Here is a 15,847-nt window from a genome sequence, read left to right on the forward strand (position 1 = left end):
CCCTGACACTCCTCTAGGCCCTGACACCGCGCGGCCGGGCCCCGGCCGCCGTCGACCGGAACGTCCGCCGGTACATCGTCGGCGACACCCCCAGCGCCGCCTGCAGATGCTGCCGGAGGGAGGTGGGGGTGCCGAAGCCGGCGTCACGCGCGATCCGGTCGACCGACAGATCGGTGGACTCCAGCAGCCGGCGGGCCAGCTCCACCCGCTGCTGGGTCAGCCACTGGACCGGGCTGATCCCGACCTCCTCGCGGAACCGCCGGGTGAACGTCCGTACGCTCATCGACTCCTGCTGCGCCATGTCGCGCAGCAGGATCGGCGACTCCAGCCGGCCGAGCGCCCAGGCCCGGGCGGTGGTCGTGGCCGAGACGCCCGGGTCGGGGAGCGGGCGCTGGATGTACTGGGCCTGGCCGCCGTCGCGGTGCGGCGGTACGACCGTGCGCCGGGCGACGTCGTTGGCGACGGCGGTGCCGTGGTCGCGGCGCACGATGTGCAGGCAGAGGTCGATGCCGGCGGCGACCCCGGCGGACGTGAGGACGTCCCCGTCGTCGATGAACAGGACGTCGGGATCGACCCGGACGGCGGGGAACAGCTTCTGGAAGTGGTCGGCGGCGGACCAGTGGGTGGTGGCCGGGCGCCCGTCGAGGTATCCGGCCGCGGCGAGGACGTAGCCGCCGGTGCAGATGGAGACCATCCGCGTGCCGGGCCTGATGTGCGCGAACGCGGCGGCGAGCTCGTCCGTCAGCCGGCCCTCGGTGTAGACGGGGCCGAGTTCGTAGCTGGCGGGGATCACCACGGTGTCGGCCGTGGCGAGCGCCTCCGGGCCGTTCTCGACGGTGATCGTGAAGTCCGCGTCGGTGCTGACCGGGCCGGGCGGCCGGATCGAGCAGGTCACGACTTCGTACAGTTTCCGGCCTCGGTTCAGCGGCTCGGAACCGAGCGAACGGCCGAAAATCCTTTGAGGGATGCCCAGTTCGAAGGGGAGCAGCCCATCGAGGGCGAGAACGACGACCCGGTGCGGCACGGTACGGACTCCCTTCGCACTAGCTGGTGTAGACCATAAGCTGATACATGTCCTCGGTGTGAAGGAAAAGTCAGCAGACCTCGCGGGCATTCCCGCCGCGGATCATGAAGGCGCTCCGCGCGATGCGCCGCCCCTGCCGTGTGCGCCCCTCGGACCGGACCGGCTCTGGAACCGCAACTTCCGGCTCTTCTTCGTGGCCCGGACCGCCGCCCTCTTCGGCGACGGAATGATCCCGGTGGCGCTCACCGCGGGGCTGCTGGGAGCCGGGCGGCCGCACTCCTCGGTGGGATTCGCGCTGGCGGCCTGGATGGGCCCGCTGGCCCTGTTCGTCCTCTTCGGCGGCGTCCTGGCGGATCGTTTCACCCCGCGCCGGATGATGATCATCGCTGACGCGCTGCGGCTGATCGGCGCCTCGGTGCTCGCGGTCTCCTTCGCCACCGGCAACCCGCCGCTGTGGGCGGTGTACGCGCTGAGCGCGGTGGCCGGTGTGGGGGCGGCGCTCTTCCAGCCGGGGGTCGCTTCGACCACCCCGCGGGTGGCGACGGACGTGCAGCGCGGCAATGCGGTGCTGCGGGTGTCCGAGGCGCTGATGACCATGGCCGGCCCGGCGTTCGCGGGCATGCTCGTCGGGCTGGCGAGCGCCGGCGCGGTCTACGCGGCCAATGCGGCGACGTTCCTGGTCTCCGGTGTCTGCCTCTTCCTGCTGCGGCTCGCGCCCGCCCCGTCGGACGAGGCGCCGCGCGGGACGTTCGTCGCGGAACTGGTCGACGGCTGGCGCGAGTTCAGGGCGCGCAGCTGGCTGTGGGGCGTGATCGCGATCTGGACGGTGTACGGCTTCGCCGTGCTCGGGCCGATGCTCCCGCTGACCGCCGTCGAGGTCACCGAGGCGCACGGCTCGGGGACGTACGGCGCGATGATGGCGGTGAACGGCGCGGGCAGCGTCCTCGGCGGCCTGCTGGCCCTGCGGCTGCGCCCGCGCCGCCCGCTGACCGCGGGGGCCTTCGCCCTGACCGGGGTGTGCGTGAACCTGGTGGTGCTGGGGCTCGGGCTGCCGGTGCTCGCGCTGGGGGCCGGACAGTTCGTGGCGGGCGCGGCGTTCGCGTTCTGGCTGGTGATGTGGTCGACGACCGTGCAGACGCATGTACCGCCGGAGGCGCTGAACCGGCTGCACGCGTACGACGTGGCCGGCTCGCTGCTGATGCTGGCGGCGGGCCGCGCGCTGGCCGGACCGGTCGCGGACCGGCTGGGCGCCCCGGAGGTGCTGCTCGCCGGTGCGGTGATCAACATGCTGGCGGTGGGCGTCCTGCTGGCGGCCCGGCCGATCCGGCGGCTGGAGCGGATCGGGTGAGCGGGCGAAGTGTTCCCCGCATCCGGGGAGTTGCGGCCGGGGCGGCCGTGCTGACCGTCGCGGCCGGGCTCGGAGTGCGTACCGTGGCGGACGGAGCGGTCGCCAAGTACGCGGGTGACGCGCTCTACACCGTCCTGGTCTGCGCCCTCGTCGTTCTGTGCGCCCCCCGCGCCCGGCCGCTCGCCGTGGCCGGTGCCGGACTGGGGATCAGCTGGGCGGTGGAGTTCTTCCAGCTCACCGGCGTACCCGCCGAACTGTCCGAACGCAGCGCGGTGGCACGGCTGGTGTTCGGCTCGACGTTCAACGCGCCCGACCTGTTCTGGTACGCGGTGGGAGCGACGGCCGTCTGGGCGGCTCACCGTGCGGTTATTTGCGGCGGGCCCGTTCCTCGGACTGCTGCATCTCGATGACCCGCAGGACGTGTTCGGTGGTCTGCCGGCGCGCACTGCCCGCGACGAGCAGCGCCGAGCCGGCCACCGAGAGGGGCGCGGAGACGGCCAGGAGGATCAGCTGCGTGGACATGGTGCCGTCCAGCTCGCAGATCGACGCGCGGGAGCAGTAGAACGAGTCGTCCTGGTCCCACATCAGGAAGCCCAGCCGCACCCACAACCCACAGGCCACGAGCAGCAGAACGGCCCCCCAGCCCTGCATCAGCGCCGACCTGTGGTGGAAGTGCTGACGTTCGACCCACTGCATGCGAGACCCCCGGGACGCGGACGGAGCGGCGCGGACGCGTGGGCCCGCTCCGTGTGCGGTGTGCCCGGCCGCCGATCGACGCAGATCGTACGCGTATGCGAGAAGCCGGCTTCCGGACGGTGTCGGGGAACGCGTGGCCCGATCCCTGCGAACCATGTCCTCCGGGCCACTCGTGGGAGGGGCCGCGGAGGCCGGATGCTGGCGGCGTGACCCAGACAACGGAACCCGCCACCAGCGACGACAGCCCGCGGACCGGCCACGAGGCCCCCCGGCCCCGCCGCATTCACCGCGCCTGGATCGTCGCCGCCGTCGCCTTCGTGACGATCATCGGCGGCGCCGCCTTCAACGCCCTGCCCGGGCTGCTGATCGACCCTCTGCACGAGGACTTCGGGTGGTCGCGCGGGGAGATCGGGCTGGCCGTCTCGATCGACATGGCGCTGTACGGGCTCACCGCGCCGTTCGCCGCGGCGCTGATGGACCGGTTCGGCATCCGCCGGGTCGTGGTCGTCGCCCTCAGCGCCGTGGCGGCCGGTGCGCTGGCCAGCGTCTGGATGACCGCGGCCTGGCAGCTGATGATCTACTGGGGGCTGCTCGTCGGGCTCGGCACCGGCGCGATGGCGATGTCCTTCTCCGCGACGGTCACCAACCGCTGGTTCGTCGCCCGCCGGGGCCTGGTCACCGGCATCCTCACCGCGGCCGGCGCCTCGGGGCAGCTCGTCTTCCTGCCCCTGTGCGCCTGGATCGTCGACCGGCACGGCTGGCAGCCCGCCTCGGTGACCGTCGCCCTGGCCGCCCTGGCCGTCGTCCCGTTCGTCATGCTCCTGATGCGCGACCACCCGGCCGACGTGGGCCTCGCCCCGTACGGCGGTGAGTACGTCGCCAAGCCCGCGCCCGCACGCGGGGCGGCGAGGCGCACCGTACGCGTCCTGTTCGACGCGGCCCGCACCGGACCGTTCTGGCTGCTGGCCGGGTCCTTCGCGATCTGCGGTGCCTCCACCAACGGTCTGATCCGCACCCACTTCGTGCCCTCGGCCCACGACCACCACATGCCGATCACCGCGGCGGCCTCGCTGCTCGCCGTCATCGGGATCTTCGACATCATCGGCACGGTCTTCTCCGGCTGGCTCACCGACCGCTTCGACGCCCGCCGGCTGCTGGCCGTCTACTACGCCCTGCGAGGCGTCTCGCTCCTCTTCCTTCCGGTTCTGATGTCCGCCACCGTGGAGCCGCCGATGATCTTCTTCATCGTCTTCTACGGCCTCGACTGGGTCGCCACGGTCCCGCCGACCCTGGCCCTGTGCCGGGAGCAGTACGGCGAGGACAGCGCGATCGTCTTCGGCTGGGTCCTCGCCTCCCACCAGGTGGGCGCGGCGCTGGTGGCGTTCCTCGGCGGGGTGGCGCGCGACCACTTCGGCTCGTACGACGTGGTCTGGTACGCGGCGGGGGCGCTCTGCGCGATGGCGGCGCTGATGGCACTGATGATCCGCCGGGTGAAGGGGCTGCCCGCGGCCGTCGCGGGGTGAGCCGATCGGTCGATGGCGGCGGACGCCGTCGCGGGGTGAGCCGGCTCAGCCGCTGAAGCGTCCGAACGACCCGCGGTGGAAGAGCAGCGGACCCTCTCCGTCTTCGTCCGCCGTCGCCCCCAGCGCCTCCACCCGGCCGACGACGATCAGGTGGTCGCCGCCGGTGTGGACGGCCTGGATGCGGCAGTCGACCCACGCGGGCACGTCGTGCAGCAGGGGCGAACCGGTCGCGGGCGCGGGGGAGTGCGCCACTCCGGCGAACTTGTCGGCCCCGCTCACCGCGAAGCCCCGGCACAGCGCGCCCTGGTCCGCGCCCAGGATGTTGACGCAGAAGGCCCCGGCGCGGGCGATGCGGGGCCAGGTCGTCGACGTACGGGCGACCATGAACGTGACCAGTGGCGGGTCCAGCGAGAGCGAGGAGAACGACTGGCAGGCGAAGCCCGCCGGGCCGGCCGATCCGTCGGCGTCGCCCGGGTCGTGTGCCGTGACCACGGTGACCCCGCTCGCGAAGTGCCCCAGGACGCGCCGGAACTCGCCCCGGTCGAGCGGCAGCCGCTCGTCCTCGGCGACGGCCCGCAGCGAGGGCCGCGGCAGCGGATCGACCCGCTCCGGGCCGACGGCCGTCGGAGCGCCGACGGACCTGAGATAGCGGACTGCGGTTGCGGCCATGCCTGCGTGTCCCATCACCCCTCGATTAGAGCTGACGATGCGTCAGATGGGAAGGGCGGGGAAGGAAGGACCCCCGACCTTCGTCAGGGGTGACCCCTGCCGTTCGGCCCGGGAGTCCCGCCGCCGTCGCGCCTACGTTCGGGCCCCATGAGAAGAGAAACCGGAAGCCGGACCCGGAACGCACGGCCCCTGGTCGCCTGCGCGGTCCTCGGGGCGGGAGCGGCCACCGTCATGGGCCTCGCCCCGGGAGGCCTGGGGACCGAACGGGCCGTGGAGGTGACGGACGGCGCCTCGGCGTCGGTATACCGCTCGGTGACCGGGGCGGTGGACGACGTACCCGCCTGGGCGGGAACGTTGCTGGAAGCAGCCTGTGACGGGATGCTGGTGGCCCTCGGACTGCTGCTGGTGTGGGTCTGGTGGCGTGCCGTACGGCGGGGTGACACCCAGGTCTCCGCCGGTGCGGTGCTCATCGGGTCCGGCACCGTGCTCGCCTACGCGATCAGTGAGGCCGTGAAGCTCGTCGTCGACGAGGAGCGCCCCTGCCGGGTACTGCTCCACGGCGCGGCGGCGCTCGCCGAGTGCCCGTCACCGGGTGACTGGTCCTTCCCGAGCAACCACGCCACCCTCGCGGCCGGTCTGGGCGTGGGCCTGGCACTGCTGCGGCCCCGACTGGCCGCCGTCACCCTGCCCTTGGCAGCGGCGGCGGCGCTGCTGAGGGTTCTGGTGGGGGCGCACTATCCGCACGACGTGCTGGCCGGTGCGGTGCTCGGAGGCTCGGTGGCCGCGGCCGTACTGCTCGCTTTCCTGCCGCTCGCCCGGGCGGCGGCGTCAGCGATCGGCGGGCGGCTGCGCGGGGGAGGCGACCCCGGCCTCGTGGGCGACGACCGCGGCGGCGGCCCGGTTGTCCACGCCCAGCCGGGCCAGGATGGAGCTCACATGGGCCTTGACCGTCCCCTCGACCAGGTGGAGCCGGCGCGCGATCTGCCCGTTGGACAGCCCGCCGCCGAGGAAGGCCAGCACGTCGCGTTCCCGGGCGGTGAGCGCGCGGACCCGTTCCCGGGCGGCGGTACGGCGGCCTGCCAGGGCGCCCGCGCCCGTCGCCGAGAGATGGGCGACGACCCGGGCCGCGACCTTCGGTGACAGGTAGGCGGCGCCGTCGGCCACCGCGCGGACTCCCGCGATCAGCTCCTCGGGCTCACCCGACTTGATCAGGAAACCGGCGGCGCCGCCCCCGAGCGCCTGGAGGATGTAGTCGTCCTCGCCGAAGGTCGTCAGCATCACGACGCCCGTCGCCGGGACGGTGCGCCGGATCTCGGCAGCCGCCTCGATGCCGTTGGTCCCCGGCATCCGGATGTCGAGCACGGCCACGTGCGGGTGGTGACGGTGCACCTGCTCCACGGCCTCGTGGCCGTCCGACGCCTCGGCGACGATCTCGATGCCCGGATCGGTGGAGAGCACAGCACGCACCCCGGCACGGATCATCGGCTCGTCGTCGGCGATGAGGACGCGGATCATCTGTCTTCCTTCGTGGTGCGGGAGGGGGCGTGCGGCGTTCACGGGGCGAGTGCCTCCTTGGACAGCAGTCTGCCGTCCCGGAAGCAGAGCCGGTACGCGTCCCCGGACCGGTCATCGAAGCGGTCGGCGGTCATCGCGTAGTACACACACGTGACGCCCGGTCCCTTCGGCTCCCCGGCCACCGGCCGCTGCCTGGTCTCGCGTTCGGGCAGCAGGTGGGCGACCGAGGCCCGTTCCTGGCCCACCCGGAGCCGTGCGTAGTCGCCCGGGTGCAGGACGGACTGCCGGGCCGAGTGGATGTCCCACCCCATGAGCGCGGCGCTCAGCACCGCCCACGCCGCCAGTGGCAGCACGACGGCGAGGACCAGGGCCCGGCGGACGCGGCTGCGGGCGCGCCGGTGCTCCGGGGGCAGGTCCTGCCGGACGGCTTCGGGCGCGGCGGTGGGGAGGAGTTGGACGGGCGGGGTGTGCGGGAGGCGCGCGACGACCGCGAAGCCGTCGGCGTACGGGCCGTGGGTGAAGGTGCCCCCCGCCAGCCGTACGCGTTCGTCCAGCCCGATCAGCCCCAGCCCGGTGCCGGGGGCGCCCGACCAGCCCGTGGTTCCGGGCGGCGGGCCGTTCTCGACCCGTACCGTCGTCACCCCGCCTCCGTGGACCAGCCGCACGTCCACCCGGGCCCGCGGCGCGTGCTTGGCCGCGTTCGTCAGGGCCTCCTGGACGACGCGGTGGGCGGCCCGTGCGGCCGGCGGGGGCATGGCCGCGGCGTCGCCCTCGGTGTGGAGGGCGACCGGGAGACCGGCGGCGGCCGCCTCCGCGACCAGCCGGGGAATGCCGGTGCCGGGCGGTCCGGGCGGCCCGTCGTCAGCCTCCTCGCGCAGGAGGCCGATCACCTCGCCGAGCCGCTCCACCGAGGCGGCCGCCCGGGCCCGGATCTCGCCGGCCGCTGCCCGGTGGACCTCGTCCAGCCCGGGAGCGAGTTTGAGGGCGCCGGCCGACAGGGCGATGAGGCTCAGCTCGTGCCCGAGGACGTCGTGCACGTCCTGCGCGATGCGGGCCCGCTCACGGGACCGGGCCTGCTCCGCGACGAGCTGCTGCTCGCGCTCCAGCCGGGCCGCCCGCTCCCAGCCGGCCCGTACGAGCTCCTGGTACTGACGCCAGAACCGTCCCGCGAACCACGGCAGCATCGCGGCCACCACGACCACCGCGACGAACCGCCCCGCCATCAGCAGCCAGGAAGGCACCAGGGCAACCGCCACCACTCCACCGGCCACCAGCGTGACGAGCACCAGAAGGGTCGGCCCGGTCCTGCCCGGCTCGCGCCCGGCGAGGAACGCCGTCACCGCGGCAGGCAGCGCCCACCACAGGCTGACCGTGCTCAGTGCGACGCAGGCCCCGGCGGCCACGGTCAGCAGGCTCCCCGGTGCGGCGGCCCGCCGGGCCGCGTCGCTGATCGTCGCTCTCTCCACCCGGCCGACCGTACGCAACCGGAGGCTGCGGCGGCACTGCCGAAAGTCAGGGGTGCCCGACGCCCGCACATGGAGGTTGGCCGCGGCTTCCCGTACAGCGGCGACACCGGGTGGCGCAGCGGATACCCGGAGTTGTCACAAGTGGGGGAGCGAAAGGAGATGCGAGATGACCAGTGCGCCCGACTACGGGCAGGGCATCGACTCCGAACGCGCCCTGAAATGCGCGGTACAGCGCATCCGCGGAGATCGTGTCCAGATCATCGAGGGGATCATCGAGCCCGTGTCACCGACCTGGGAGCACGAACGCGCCGCCCGGGTGGTCCGCCGCCAGATCGAGGACCGTGTCGACGCACTCGGATGCGTCGAGGGCTCGGGGAACCTGGACCTGCCCGGCTCGTCGAACTGGTACGTCCCCGACATCGCCGTCGTACCCGAGGCGCTCGCCAAGGGCGGCGGGGCTCTGCTCCCCGACCAGACGCTTCTCGTCGTGGAAGTCACGTCCGAGTCGGACGCGGAGACCGACCGGGTCGTGAAGCGCCGCCGGTACGCCGAGTACCGTGCCCCCCTCTACCTCCTCGTCGACCGGATCGAAGGCAGCGTCACCCTGTTCTCGGAGCCCGGCGATCTCGGGTACACCCACGTGGACGGCCCGCACCCGTTCGGTACGGTTCTGCGGCTGCCGGACCCGTTCGGCCTGGACCTGGACACGAGCGGGCTGTCCCCCGCGTGACGCGGGCGCCCCTCACACGCCCCGGTACTTCGGCACCCGCCGCTCCACGAAGCTCGCCACGCCCTCGTTGGCGTCCTGCGTCGTCATGTTGATCTCCTGAGCCATCGCCTCGGCCGCGAACGCCGTGGTCCGGTCCGCGTCCAGCGACGCGTTGACGAGCTGCTTCGTGAGGGCGATCGCGCGGGTGGGTCCCTCGGCCAGGCGCTGGGCCCAGGCCTTCGCCGTAGCCGCCAGCTCCTCGTCCGGGACCGTCCGGTTGACCAGGCCCAGACGCTCCGCCTCCGCCGCCGGCAGCGAGTCGCCGAAGAACATCAGCTCCTTGGCGCGCTGCGGGCCGATCAGGCGCGGCAGCAGGTACGCCCCACCGCCGTCCGGTACGAGGCCGCGGCGCACGAACACCTCGATGAACGTGGCCGACTCGGCGGCCAGCACCAGGTCGCAGGCGAACGCGAGATGCGCGCCGATGCCCGCCGCCGTGCCGTTGACCGCCGCGAGGACGGGCTTCTCGCAGTCCAGGACCGCGGCGATCAGGCGCTGAGCACCGAGCCGGATCGTACGGGCCACGTCGCCCGGGACCCGGTCGCCGGTGGCGGGGGAACGGGTGGCTTGGGAACCGGTGGCCGGGGCGCCGCGAAGGTCGGCGCCCGCGCAGAAGCCGCGGCCGGTGGCGGTGAGGACCACGGCCCGGATGCCGGGGTCGGCGGAGGCCTCGCCGAGCAGGGCGATGATGCGTTCGCGCTGGTCCCAGGTGACGGCGTTCATCGCCGCGGGGCGGTTGAGCGTGATCCACGAGACGCCGTTGTCAGTGGCGTGGAGTATCAATGATTCAGGCGATCCGGACGGGTCGGCGTGGTCAGTGGTGTCTTCGGGGGAGGACGGCATGAGGCAGCTCCTGGGCGGGTGGTGGGCCCGGTGGCGGGGTGGGCGGTCGGCGTGGTGGCGGGGTCGGTCAGCGGCAGACCGCCAGCGCGTCCAGGGCGACGGCGCCCTGGCCCCGGCCCAGCACCATCAGCGGGTTGATGTCGAGCTCGACGAGGTCGTCGCCGAGTTCCAGGGCCATCCGCTGCACCCGCAGGACGACTTCGACGAGGGCGTCCACATCCACCGGCGGACCGCCCCGCACGCCTTCCAGCAGTGCCCGGCCGCGCAGTTCGCCGAGCATCGCCCGCGCCTGGTCCTCGCCGAACGGCGGCACGCGCACCGCCGCGTCGTGCAGCACCTCGACGAGTACGCCTCCGAGGCCGACCGTCACCGTCGGTCCGAACAGGGCGTCCTGCGTGACGCCGACCATCATCTCGACGCCCCGCTCGATCATCTGGCAGACCAGGATGCCGTCCAGCTCGACGTCCTCGTAGCGCGCGATGTCGGTGAGTTCGCGATAGGCGTCCCGCACCTGGCTGGCGGAGGTGAGACCGACCTTGACCAGGCCCAGTTCCGTCTTGTGCGCCAGCCGCGCGCCGGACGCCTTCATGACGACGGGGTAGCCGACGAGCCCCGCCGCCCGGACGGCCGCCGCGGCGCTGGTCACCAACTGCTCGCGGGGCACCCGGATTCCGTACGCGCGCAGCAGCTGCTTCGCCGCGTGCTCGCTCAGCTGGTGGCCCGGGCGCATCAGTGCCTGCGCCTTGCGGAAGGAGGGCGACGGGGTGCGCGGCGCCTCGTCGAACGGGGAGCGGTAGGAGGCGGTGAACCGGTGGTGGTCCAGATACGCCTTCACCGCGGTGATGCAGTTGCCGAACGTACGGAAGGTGGCGACGCGGGACGAGCCGAGCAGCGTCGTGCGGTAGGCGTCCTCGGTGCCGACCGGCGACCCCCAGATCACGCACACCAGCTTGTCCGTGGCCTCCGCCGCGTCCACCAGGTCCTGCGCGAGCTTGTCGCTCATCGGCGGGAAGGGGCCGGTGATCGGACAGATCAGCACCCCGACCTCCGGGTCGGCGAGGATCGCGTCGATGATCTTCCGGCCGCGCCAGTCGCCGACCGGGTGGCCGCCGTTGTCGACCGGGTTCGCCACGTTCAGGTAGGAGGGGATCCAGGTGTGGAGTTCGGCCTGCTTCGCCTCGGACAGGACCGGGAGCGACAGACCGGCCTCCGTCGCCAGGTCCGAGAAGTGCGCGCCCGTGCCGCCCGAGATCGAATACACCACGACGCCGTCGGCGAGGGGCTTGCGGGCCCGGGCCAGGAGGGCCGCGGTGTCCTGGAGTTCGTCGAGGCCGTCCACCCGGATCACGCCGAACTGCCGCATCGCCGCGTCGACGACCTGGTCGGCGCCGGTCAGCTTGCCGGTGTGTGACGCGGCCATCCTGGCCCCCGTCTCCGTACGTCCCACCTTGACCGCCACCACCGGGACCCCGGCCCGCGCGGCGCGGTCCGCGGCGAGCAGGAAGGAGCGCCCGTCCTTGAGCCCTTCGACGTAGCAGGCGATCGCCCCGACCTCGGGGCGCTGCGAGAAGTACGCGATGAAGTCGGAGGTCTCCAGATCGGCCTCGTTGCCCGTGGGAGCCCAGTGCGAGAGCCGCACGCCCAGCTCCTGGAGCGTGTAGACGGGGCGTCCCTGGTGGCCGGACTGGGTGATCAGCGCGATCGCCGGCCCGTCCAGGTCGTCGCGGAACTCCTCGAAGGCGTTGAGGTTGGTGTTCGGGCCGAGCAGCCGCAGCCCCGACCGCTCGACGGCGGCGGCCAGCCGGGCCTGTGCGGCGGCGCCCTCCGCACCGGTCTCGGCGAATCCGGAGGCGAAGGCGACGGCGAACTTCACCTTGGCCTGCGCGAGTTCCTCGATCACGGGGAGCGGGTCGCCGACCAGCAGGACCGCCAGGTCCACCTGTTCCGGCAGATCGGCGACGGAGGGAGCGCAGGCCCGGCCGAAGACGGACTCGCGGGTGGGGTGCACCGGATGCAGCCGTGCCCCGACGCGCTCGGCCCAGGCGATCAGCTGACGGGTGATCCCGGTGTTGGGGCGTCCCTCGGTGTCGGACGCGCCGATGACGGCGACGGACTCCGGCCGGAAGAACCGGTCCAGATCCGGTACGGGCGCGTGCAGCGGGCGGCCGCTGACGTCGAGGTCGCCCTCCGCGGCGGCGGCCGCCATGCTGTGGACGGCGGCGTGCGGTTCCTCGCCGCAGGCCACCACCCTGGCGCGGAAGTCGGTGGTGAGGGTGCCGTGAGTCGATCCAAGCATCGTTCCGCCCACTCCTGCTCGAAAGTCCGTCGGCACGCGCGGTGCCCGGGCACAAAACTGACGCTCTGTCAGGTTACTGAACTGACGGCCCGTCAGGAATGGGCGTGCAGGGAAAGGTTGAGAGCGGAGCTCCGGAAGGACCTGAGAGCGGTGGTCCGGAAGGACCTGAGAGCGGTGGTCCGGGATCCTGCCACCGGACCACCGCTCTCGACCTCGGGACGCCCCACGGGCGTCAGAGTGCGGCGACGACCTCCTCGGCGACGCGCTCGCCCGAGCGGACGGCGCCGTCCGTCCCCGCTCCGACGGGCGCGCGCAGCGCGGCGCCGTAGCGGGTCAGGGTGCCGGGCGGGACGTGGCTGACCGGGCCACCACGGAAGGTGGGTCTCGTTGTCCCGGCGCTGGAGCACGAACCGGTCGGGGTCTTCGCGCGGGCGGGGACGGATCACGGCCGGGTCCGGTTTCCCGGCCGACGACTGCGGGGTCTTCGCGCGGGCGGGGGCGGATCAAACGCTGCGCGCCAGCCGCTTCGCGATCTTCTGTGCGTCCAGGGCCATTTCGCGGAACATGCCGCTGATCGGGTTGGTGAACCCGGTGAAGTACAGGCCGGGCGCCTGCTTCGGCGTGCGGCCGCCGTGCGCCACCGGACGGCCCCGCGCGTCCAGCACCCCGAGATGGCCGACCAGCGGTTCCAGGGCCCGCCGATAGCCGGTCGCGGCGATCACCGTGTCCGGGGTGATCCGGGTCCCGTCCGCCAGCACCACCGCGTCCTCGTCGAACGACTCGACGGCCGCCACCGGTACCACCCGGCCGTCCTTCACCGCGTCGATCAGTCCCACGTCCTGGACCGGGATCGCCCCGTCCTTGACCCGGGAGTACAGGCCCGTGTCCGGGCGGGGCAGCCCCTGTTCCGCGAGGTCGGGCACCGCGACGCGGGCCATCAGCCCACCCGCCCGGTCGACGAGCGCGACGGGCAGCCGGCGCACCAGGATGCCCGTCGCCTGTGCGGGCCAGCCCGCCGTGGAGCGGCGCACGATGTGCGGGACGGTGCGCACCGCGAGCCGTACGCGCGCCGCGCCGCCCTCCACCAGGTCGACGGCGATCTCCGCGCCCGTGTTGCCGACGCCCACGACGAGGACGTCCTGGCCCGCGTACGGAGCCGGGTTGCGGTACGCGGAGGCATGCAGCAGTTCGCCGGTGAAGGTGTCGCGTCCGGACCAGTCGGGGATCCGCGGGGTGTGGTTGTAGCCGGTGGCCACGACCACGGCCCGGCCGGTCAGTTCCCGTCCGCCGGTCGCGGTCAGCCGCCATCCGGTGCCGTCGGCCGCCCGGTCGACGCGGGAGACCTCGACGCCCGTCACCACTTCCAGCTCGTGGTGCTCGGCGTACTTCTCCAGGTAGCGCACCACGTCGTCCCGGGAGACCCAGCGGCCGAACCTGCGGGGCATGGGCAGCCCGGGCAGGGCGGACCAGCGCCGGGTGGTGTGCAGGTGCAGCCGGTCGTAGTGGCGCCGCCAGGACGCCCCCACGTCCGCGGACTTCTCCAGGACGACCGCGCGGACCCCCTGCTCGCGCAGGGCCGCGGCGGCGGCCAGGCCGCCCGGACCGCCGCCGATGACGTAGACCGGTCGGTCCTCGGTGATGTCGGTGGGGGCCGGGGTATTGCTGCTACCGGCGGTAGGTGTGCTGTCGGACATGGTTCGGAGCGTAATCGCGCGCCCCCTTGATGGGTCTCGGTCAAGACCGGAATCGATTGCGAATTGATCACGGGTGCGCGCCTCTTGCGCGGGCCGCCGCCATCGGGTGAACTGACGTACCGTCAGATCCAGCGAACGGGAGGCCCCACATGCGGACGATCTGGCTCGACGGAGCCCAATGGCTCGCCGTGCTCCGAATAGGCCTCGGCCTGTGGTGGCTGGAGAGCTGGCGCCACAAGGACAAGAAGGGCTGGTTCGAACGCGGCACCGGCATCGCCTGGGCGTCGGACGTCGCGGGCAAGCACCGCTGGCCGATGGTCCGGACCGGCTTCGAGAAGATCGTCGCGCCCCGGCCGAAGGCCATGGCGTACCTCGTCGTCTACGCGGAACTGGCCCTGGGCCTGGGCCTGGTGACCGGCCTCCTGACCCCGGTCGCGCTCGTCGCCGGGCTGCTGCTCAATCTGCTCTACCTGGTGCTGATGATCCACGACTGGGCCGAGCAGGGACAGAACGCGATGATGGCGCTGATCTCCCTCGTCGCGCTGTTCGCGATGTCCTGGCAGGCCTGGTCCCTGGACCGGGCGTTCGGGCTCTTCCTGTGACGGGCGCGGTGCGGGCTCCCCGCTACGACCTCCCGGAACCCGACGCGTTCACCCGCCCCTACTGGGACGCCGCCGCCGAGGGGCATCTGCTGCTGCGGCACTGCCGCGCCTGCGACCGGGCGCATCACTACCCGCGCGAGTTCTGCCCGCACTGCTGGAGCGAGGAGGTCGACTGGGTGCGGGCGAGCGGCCGGGCCACGCTCTACACCTGGTCCGTCGTCCACCGCAACGACCTGCCGCCGTTCGGCGGCCGTGTCCCGTACGTCGCCGCGGTCGTCGATCTCGCGGAGGGGCCGCGGATGATGACGGAGGTCGTGGAGTGCGAGGAGAGCGCCCTCGCCATCGGGATGGAGCTGCGGGTGACGTTCCGGCGGGAGGAGGGGTGCGAGGCGGTGGCGGTCTTCCGGCCCTGAGCGGGGCGTGCGGGAACGGTGCCCCCACCGGACGGGGCGTGCGGGGACGGTGTCCCGCCCAGCGGGACGGCGTGCGGCCCGGAGGGGCCGTACCGGTTTGGATGCGTAACGCCGGTTCTGTTGCCCCGACTGCTGGGAGTACGCACATGTCACTCGAAGGACGCGTCGCGATCGTCACCGGCGCCGGGGACGGCATCGGAGCCGCCGTGGCCCGGCGGTTCGCCGCCGAAGGGGCCCGGGTCGTGGTCGCGGAGCTGAACGAGGAGACCGGCCGCGCCACGGCCGAGGAGATCGGCGGCCGCTTCGTGCGCACCGACGTCAGTGACCGGGCGCAGGTGCTGGCGATGGTCGACACCGCCGTACGGGAATGGGGCAGCGTCGACATCCTGGTCAACAACGCCTGGGGAGCGGGCGATGTCGGCCGGGTCGAGAACAAGACCGACGAGATGCTGGCCCGCGGTCTGGGCGTGGGCTTCTACGGGCCGTTCTGGGCGATGCAGGCGGCGTTCGCGCACATGAAGGCGCGGGGATGGGGCCGGGTCATCAACATGTGCAGCCTCAACGGCGTGAACGCCCACATGGGAACCCTGGAGTACAACACGGCCAAGGAGGCCCTGCGCACCCTGACCCGGACCGCCGCCCGAGAGTGGGCCCCCACCGGGGTCGTCGTCAACGCGATCTGCCCGGGCGCGAAGAGCGCGGCCTTCCGGCGGATGATGAGCGAGCACCCGGAACTGGAGGGGCAGGCCGACGCCACGAACCCCATGGGGCGGGTCGGTGACCCCGACCAGGACATCGCCCCGGTCGCCGCGTTCCTCGCGGGCGAGGGCGCTCGCTACGTCACCGGCAACACGCTCTTCGTCGACGGCGGGTCGCACATCAACGGCGTCGCCTGGGCCCCGGACCTGCCGTGACCGGCCTTGCCGGGAAGGCACGGCCGGGACCCGGGCGCCTGGGCCCCGGACCTGCCGTGACCGGCCTTGCGGGGA

General features: G+C 73.0%; 15 protein-coding genes and 1 pseudogene. 8 read left to right on the plus strand and 8 right to left on the minus strand.

Annotated elements, in window-relative coordinates; genetic code table 11:
* Positions 1-13 precede the first annotated feature (13 nt).
* Positions 14-1,024, minus strand: coding sequence for a GlxA family transcriptional regulator (locus tag OG446_RS21915; protein ID WP_328895650.1), 1,011 nt, complete (start codon positions 1,022-1,024; stop codon positions 14-16).
* Between the two features lie 58 nt (positions 1,025-1,082).
* Here OG446_RS21915 and OG446_RS21920 point away from each other — a divergent pair, with 58 nt between their 5' ends.
* On the plus strand, positions 1,083-2,372 hold the full coding sequence (locus OG446_RS21920; RefSeq protein WP_389261243.1) for an MFS transporter: 1,290 nt from the start codon (positions 1,083-1,085) through the stop codon (positions 2,370-2,372).
* A complete protein-coding gene (locus OG446_RS21925; protein WP_328895651.1) occupies positions 2,369-2,782 on the plus strand; it encodes a ribosomal maturation YjgA family protein in 414 nt (137 codons plus the stop codon). The genes OG446_RS21920 and OG446_RS21925 overlap by 4 nt, the downstream gene beginning before the upstream one ends.
* Here OG446_RS21925 and OG446_RS21930 read toward each other — a convergent pair.
* Complete coding sequence (locus tag OG446_RS21930; protein ID WP_328895652.1) at positions 2,739-3,068, minus strand: hypothetical protein; 330 nt, start codon at positions 3,066-3,068, stop codon at positions 2,739-2,741. The two genes, OG446_RS21925 and OG446_RS21930, sit on opposite strands and share 44 nt — an antisense overlap.
* A gap of 206 nt (positions 3,069-3,274) precedes the next feature.
* Here OG446_RS21930 and OG446_RS21935 point away from each other — a divergent pair, with 206 nt between their 5' ends.
* Positions 3,275-4,591: an MFS transporter gene (locus OG446_RS21935; protein WP_328895653.1), complete on the plus strand. Its 1,317-nt coding sequence runs from the start codon at positions 3,275-3,277 to the stop codon at positions 4,589-4,591.
* Positions 4,592-4,636: 45 nt separating this feature from the next.
* On the opposite strand, the gene OG446_RS21940 is transcribed toward OG446_RS21935, so the two are convergent.
* The gene (locus OG446_RS21940; RefSeq protein WP_328895654.1) at positions 4,637-5,260 is read right to left on the minus strand and encodes a flavin reductase family protein; all 624 of its coding nucleotides are present in this window, start codon (positions 5,258-5,260) and stop codon (positions 4,637-4,639) included.
* Positions 5,261-5,407: 147 nt separating this feature from the next.
* On the opposite strand from OG446_RS21940, the pseudogene OG446_RS37225 reads away from it, so the two are divergent.
* Positions 5,408-6,127: pseudogene (locus OG446_RS37225) on the plus strand (phosphatase PAP2 family protein); the annotation flags it as partial.
* Here OG446_RS37225 and OG446_RS21950 read toward each other — a convergent pair.
* Positions 6,089-6,775, minus strand: coding sequence for a response regulator transcription factor (locus OG446_RS21950; protein WP_328898375.1), 687 nt, complete (start codon positions 6,773-6,775; stop codon positions 6,089-6,091). The pseudogene OG446_RS37225 and the gene OG446_RS21950 overlap by 39 nt on opposite strands.
* Before the next feature lie 38 nt (positions 6,776-6,813).
* Entirely contained in the window at positions 6,814-8,241 is a 1,428-nt protein-coding gene (locus OG446_RS21955) for a sensor histidine kinase (protein WP_328895655.1), read from the minus strand.
* 166 nt (positions 8,242-8,407) lie between these two features.
* Here OG446_RS21955 and OG446_RS21960 point away from each other — a divergent pair, with 166 nt between their 5' ends.
* The gene (locus tag OG446_RS21960; RefSeq protein ID WP_328895656.1) at positions 8,408-8,971 is read left to right on the plus strand and encodes a Uma2 family endonuclease; all 564 of its coding nucleotides are present in this window, start codon (positions 8,408-8,410) and stop codon (positions 8,969-8,971) included.
* Positions 8,972-8,983: 12 nt separating this feature from the next.
* Here the strand turns inward: OG446_RS21960 and OG446_RS21965 are convergent, their stop codons facing one another.
* From OG446_RS21965 to OG446_RS21980, 3 genes are all read right to left on the minus strand, one after another.
* A complete protein-coding gene (locus OG446_RS21965) occupies positions 8,984-9,853 on the minus strand; it encodes an enoyl-CoA hydratase/isomerase family protein (protein ID WP_328895657.1) in 870 nt (289 codons plus the stop codon).
* A gap of 67 nt (positions 9,854-9,920) precedes the next feature.
* The gene (locus tag OG446_RS21970) at positions 9,921-12,149 is read right to left on the minus strand and encodes an acetate--CoA ligase family protein (protein WP_328895658.1); all 2,229 of its coding nucleotides are present in this window, start codon (positions 12,147-12,149) and stop codon (positions 9,921-9,923) included.
* Positions 12,150-12,652: 503 nt separating this feature from the next.
* The gene (locus tag OG446_RS21980) at positions 12,653-13,843 is read right to left on the minus strand and encodes a flavin-containing monooxygenase (protein ID WP_328895659.1); all 1,191 of its coding nucleotides are present in this window, start codon (positions 13,841-13,843) and stop codon (positions 12,653-12,655) included.
* Between the two features lie 149 nt (positions 13,844-13,992).
* On the opposite strand from OG446_RS21980, the gene OG446_RS21985 reads away from it, so the two are divergent.
* The 3 genes from OG446_RS21985 to OG446_RS21995 all read left to right on the plus strand — a co-directional run bounded on the left by OG446_RS21985 (position 13,993) and on the right by OG446_RS21995 (position 15,772).
* A complete protein-coding gene (locus tag OG446_RS21985; RefSeq protein WP_328895660.1) occupies positions 13,993-14,445 on the plus strand; it encodes a DoxX family protein in 453 nt (150 codons plus the stop codon).
* Positions 14,442-14,858 carry a Zn-ribbon domain-containing OB-fold protein gene (locus OG446_RS21990; protein WP_328895661.1) on the plus strand — a complete coding sequence of 139 codons (417 nt, stop codon included), beginning with the start codon at positions 14,442-14,444 and terminating at the stop codon, positions 14,856-14,858. Before OG446_RS21985 ends, OG446_RS21990 begins: the two co-directional genes overlap by 4 nt.
* Positions 14,859-15,004: 146 nt before the next feature.
* On the plus strand, positions 15,005-15,772 hold the full coding sequence (locus OG446_RS21995) for an SDR family NAD(P)-dependent oxidoreductase (RefSeq protein WP_328895662.1): 768 nt from the start codon (positions 15,005-15,007) through the stop codon (positions 15,770-15,772).
* Positions 15,773-15,847 lie beyond the last annotated feature (75 nt).

The organism is Streptomyces sp. NBC_00236 (assembly GCF_036195045.1).
Taxonomy (GTDB): Bacteria; Actinomycetota; Actinomycetes; order Streptomycetales; family Streptomycetaceae; genus Streptomyces.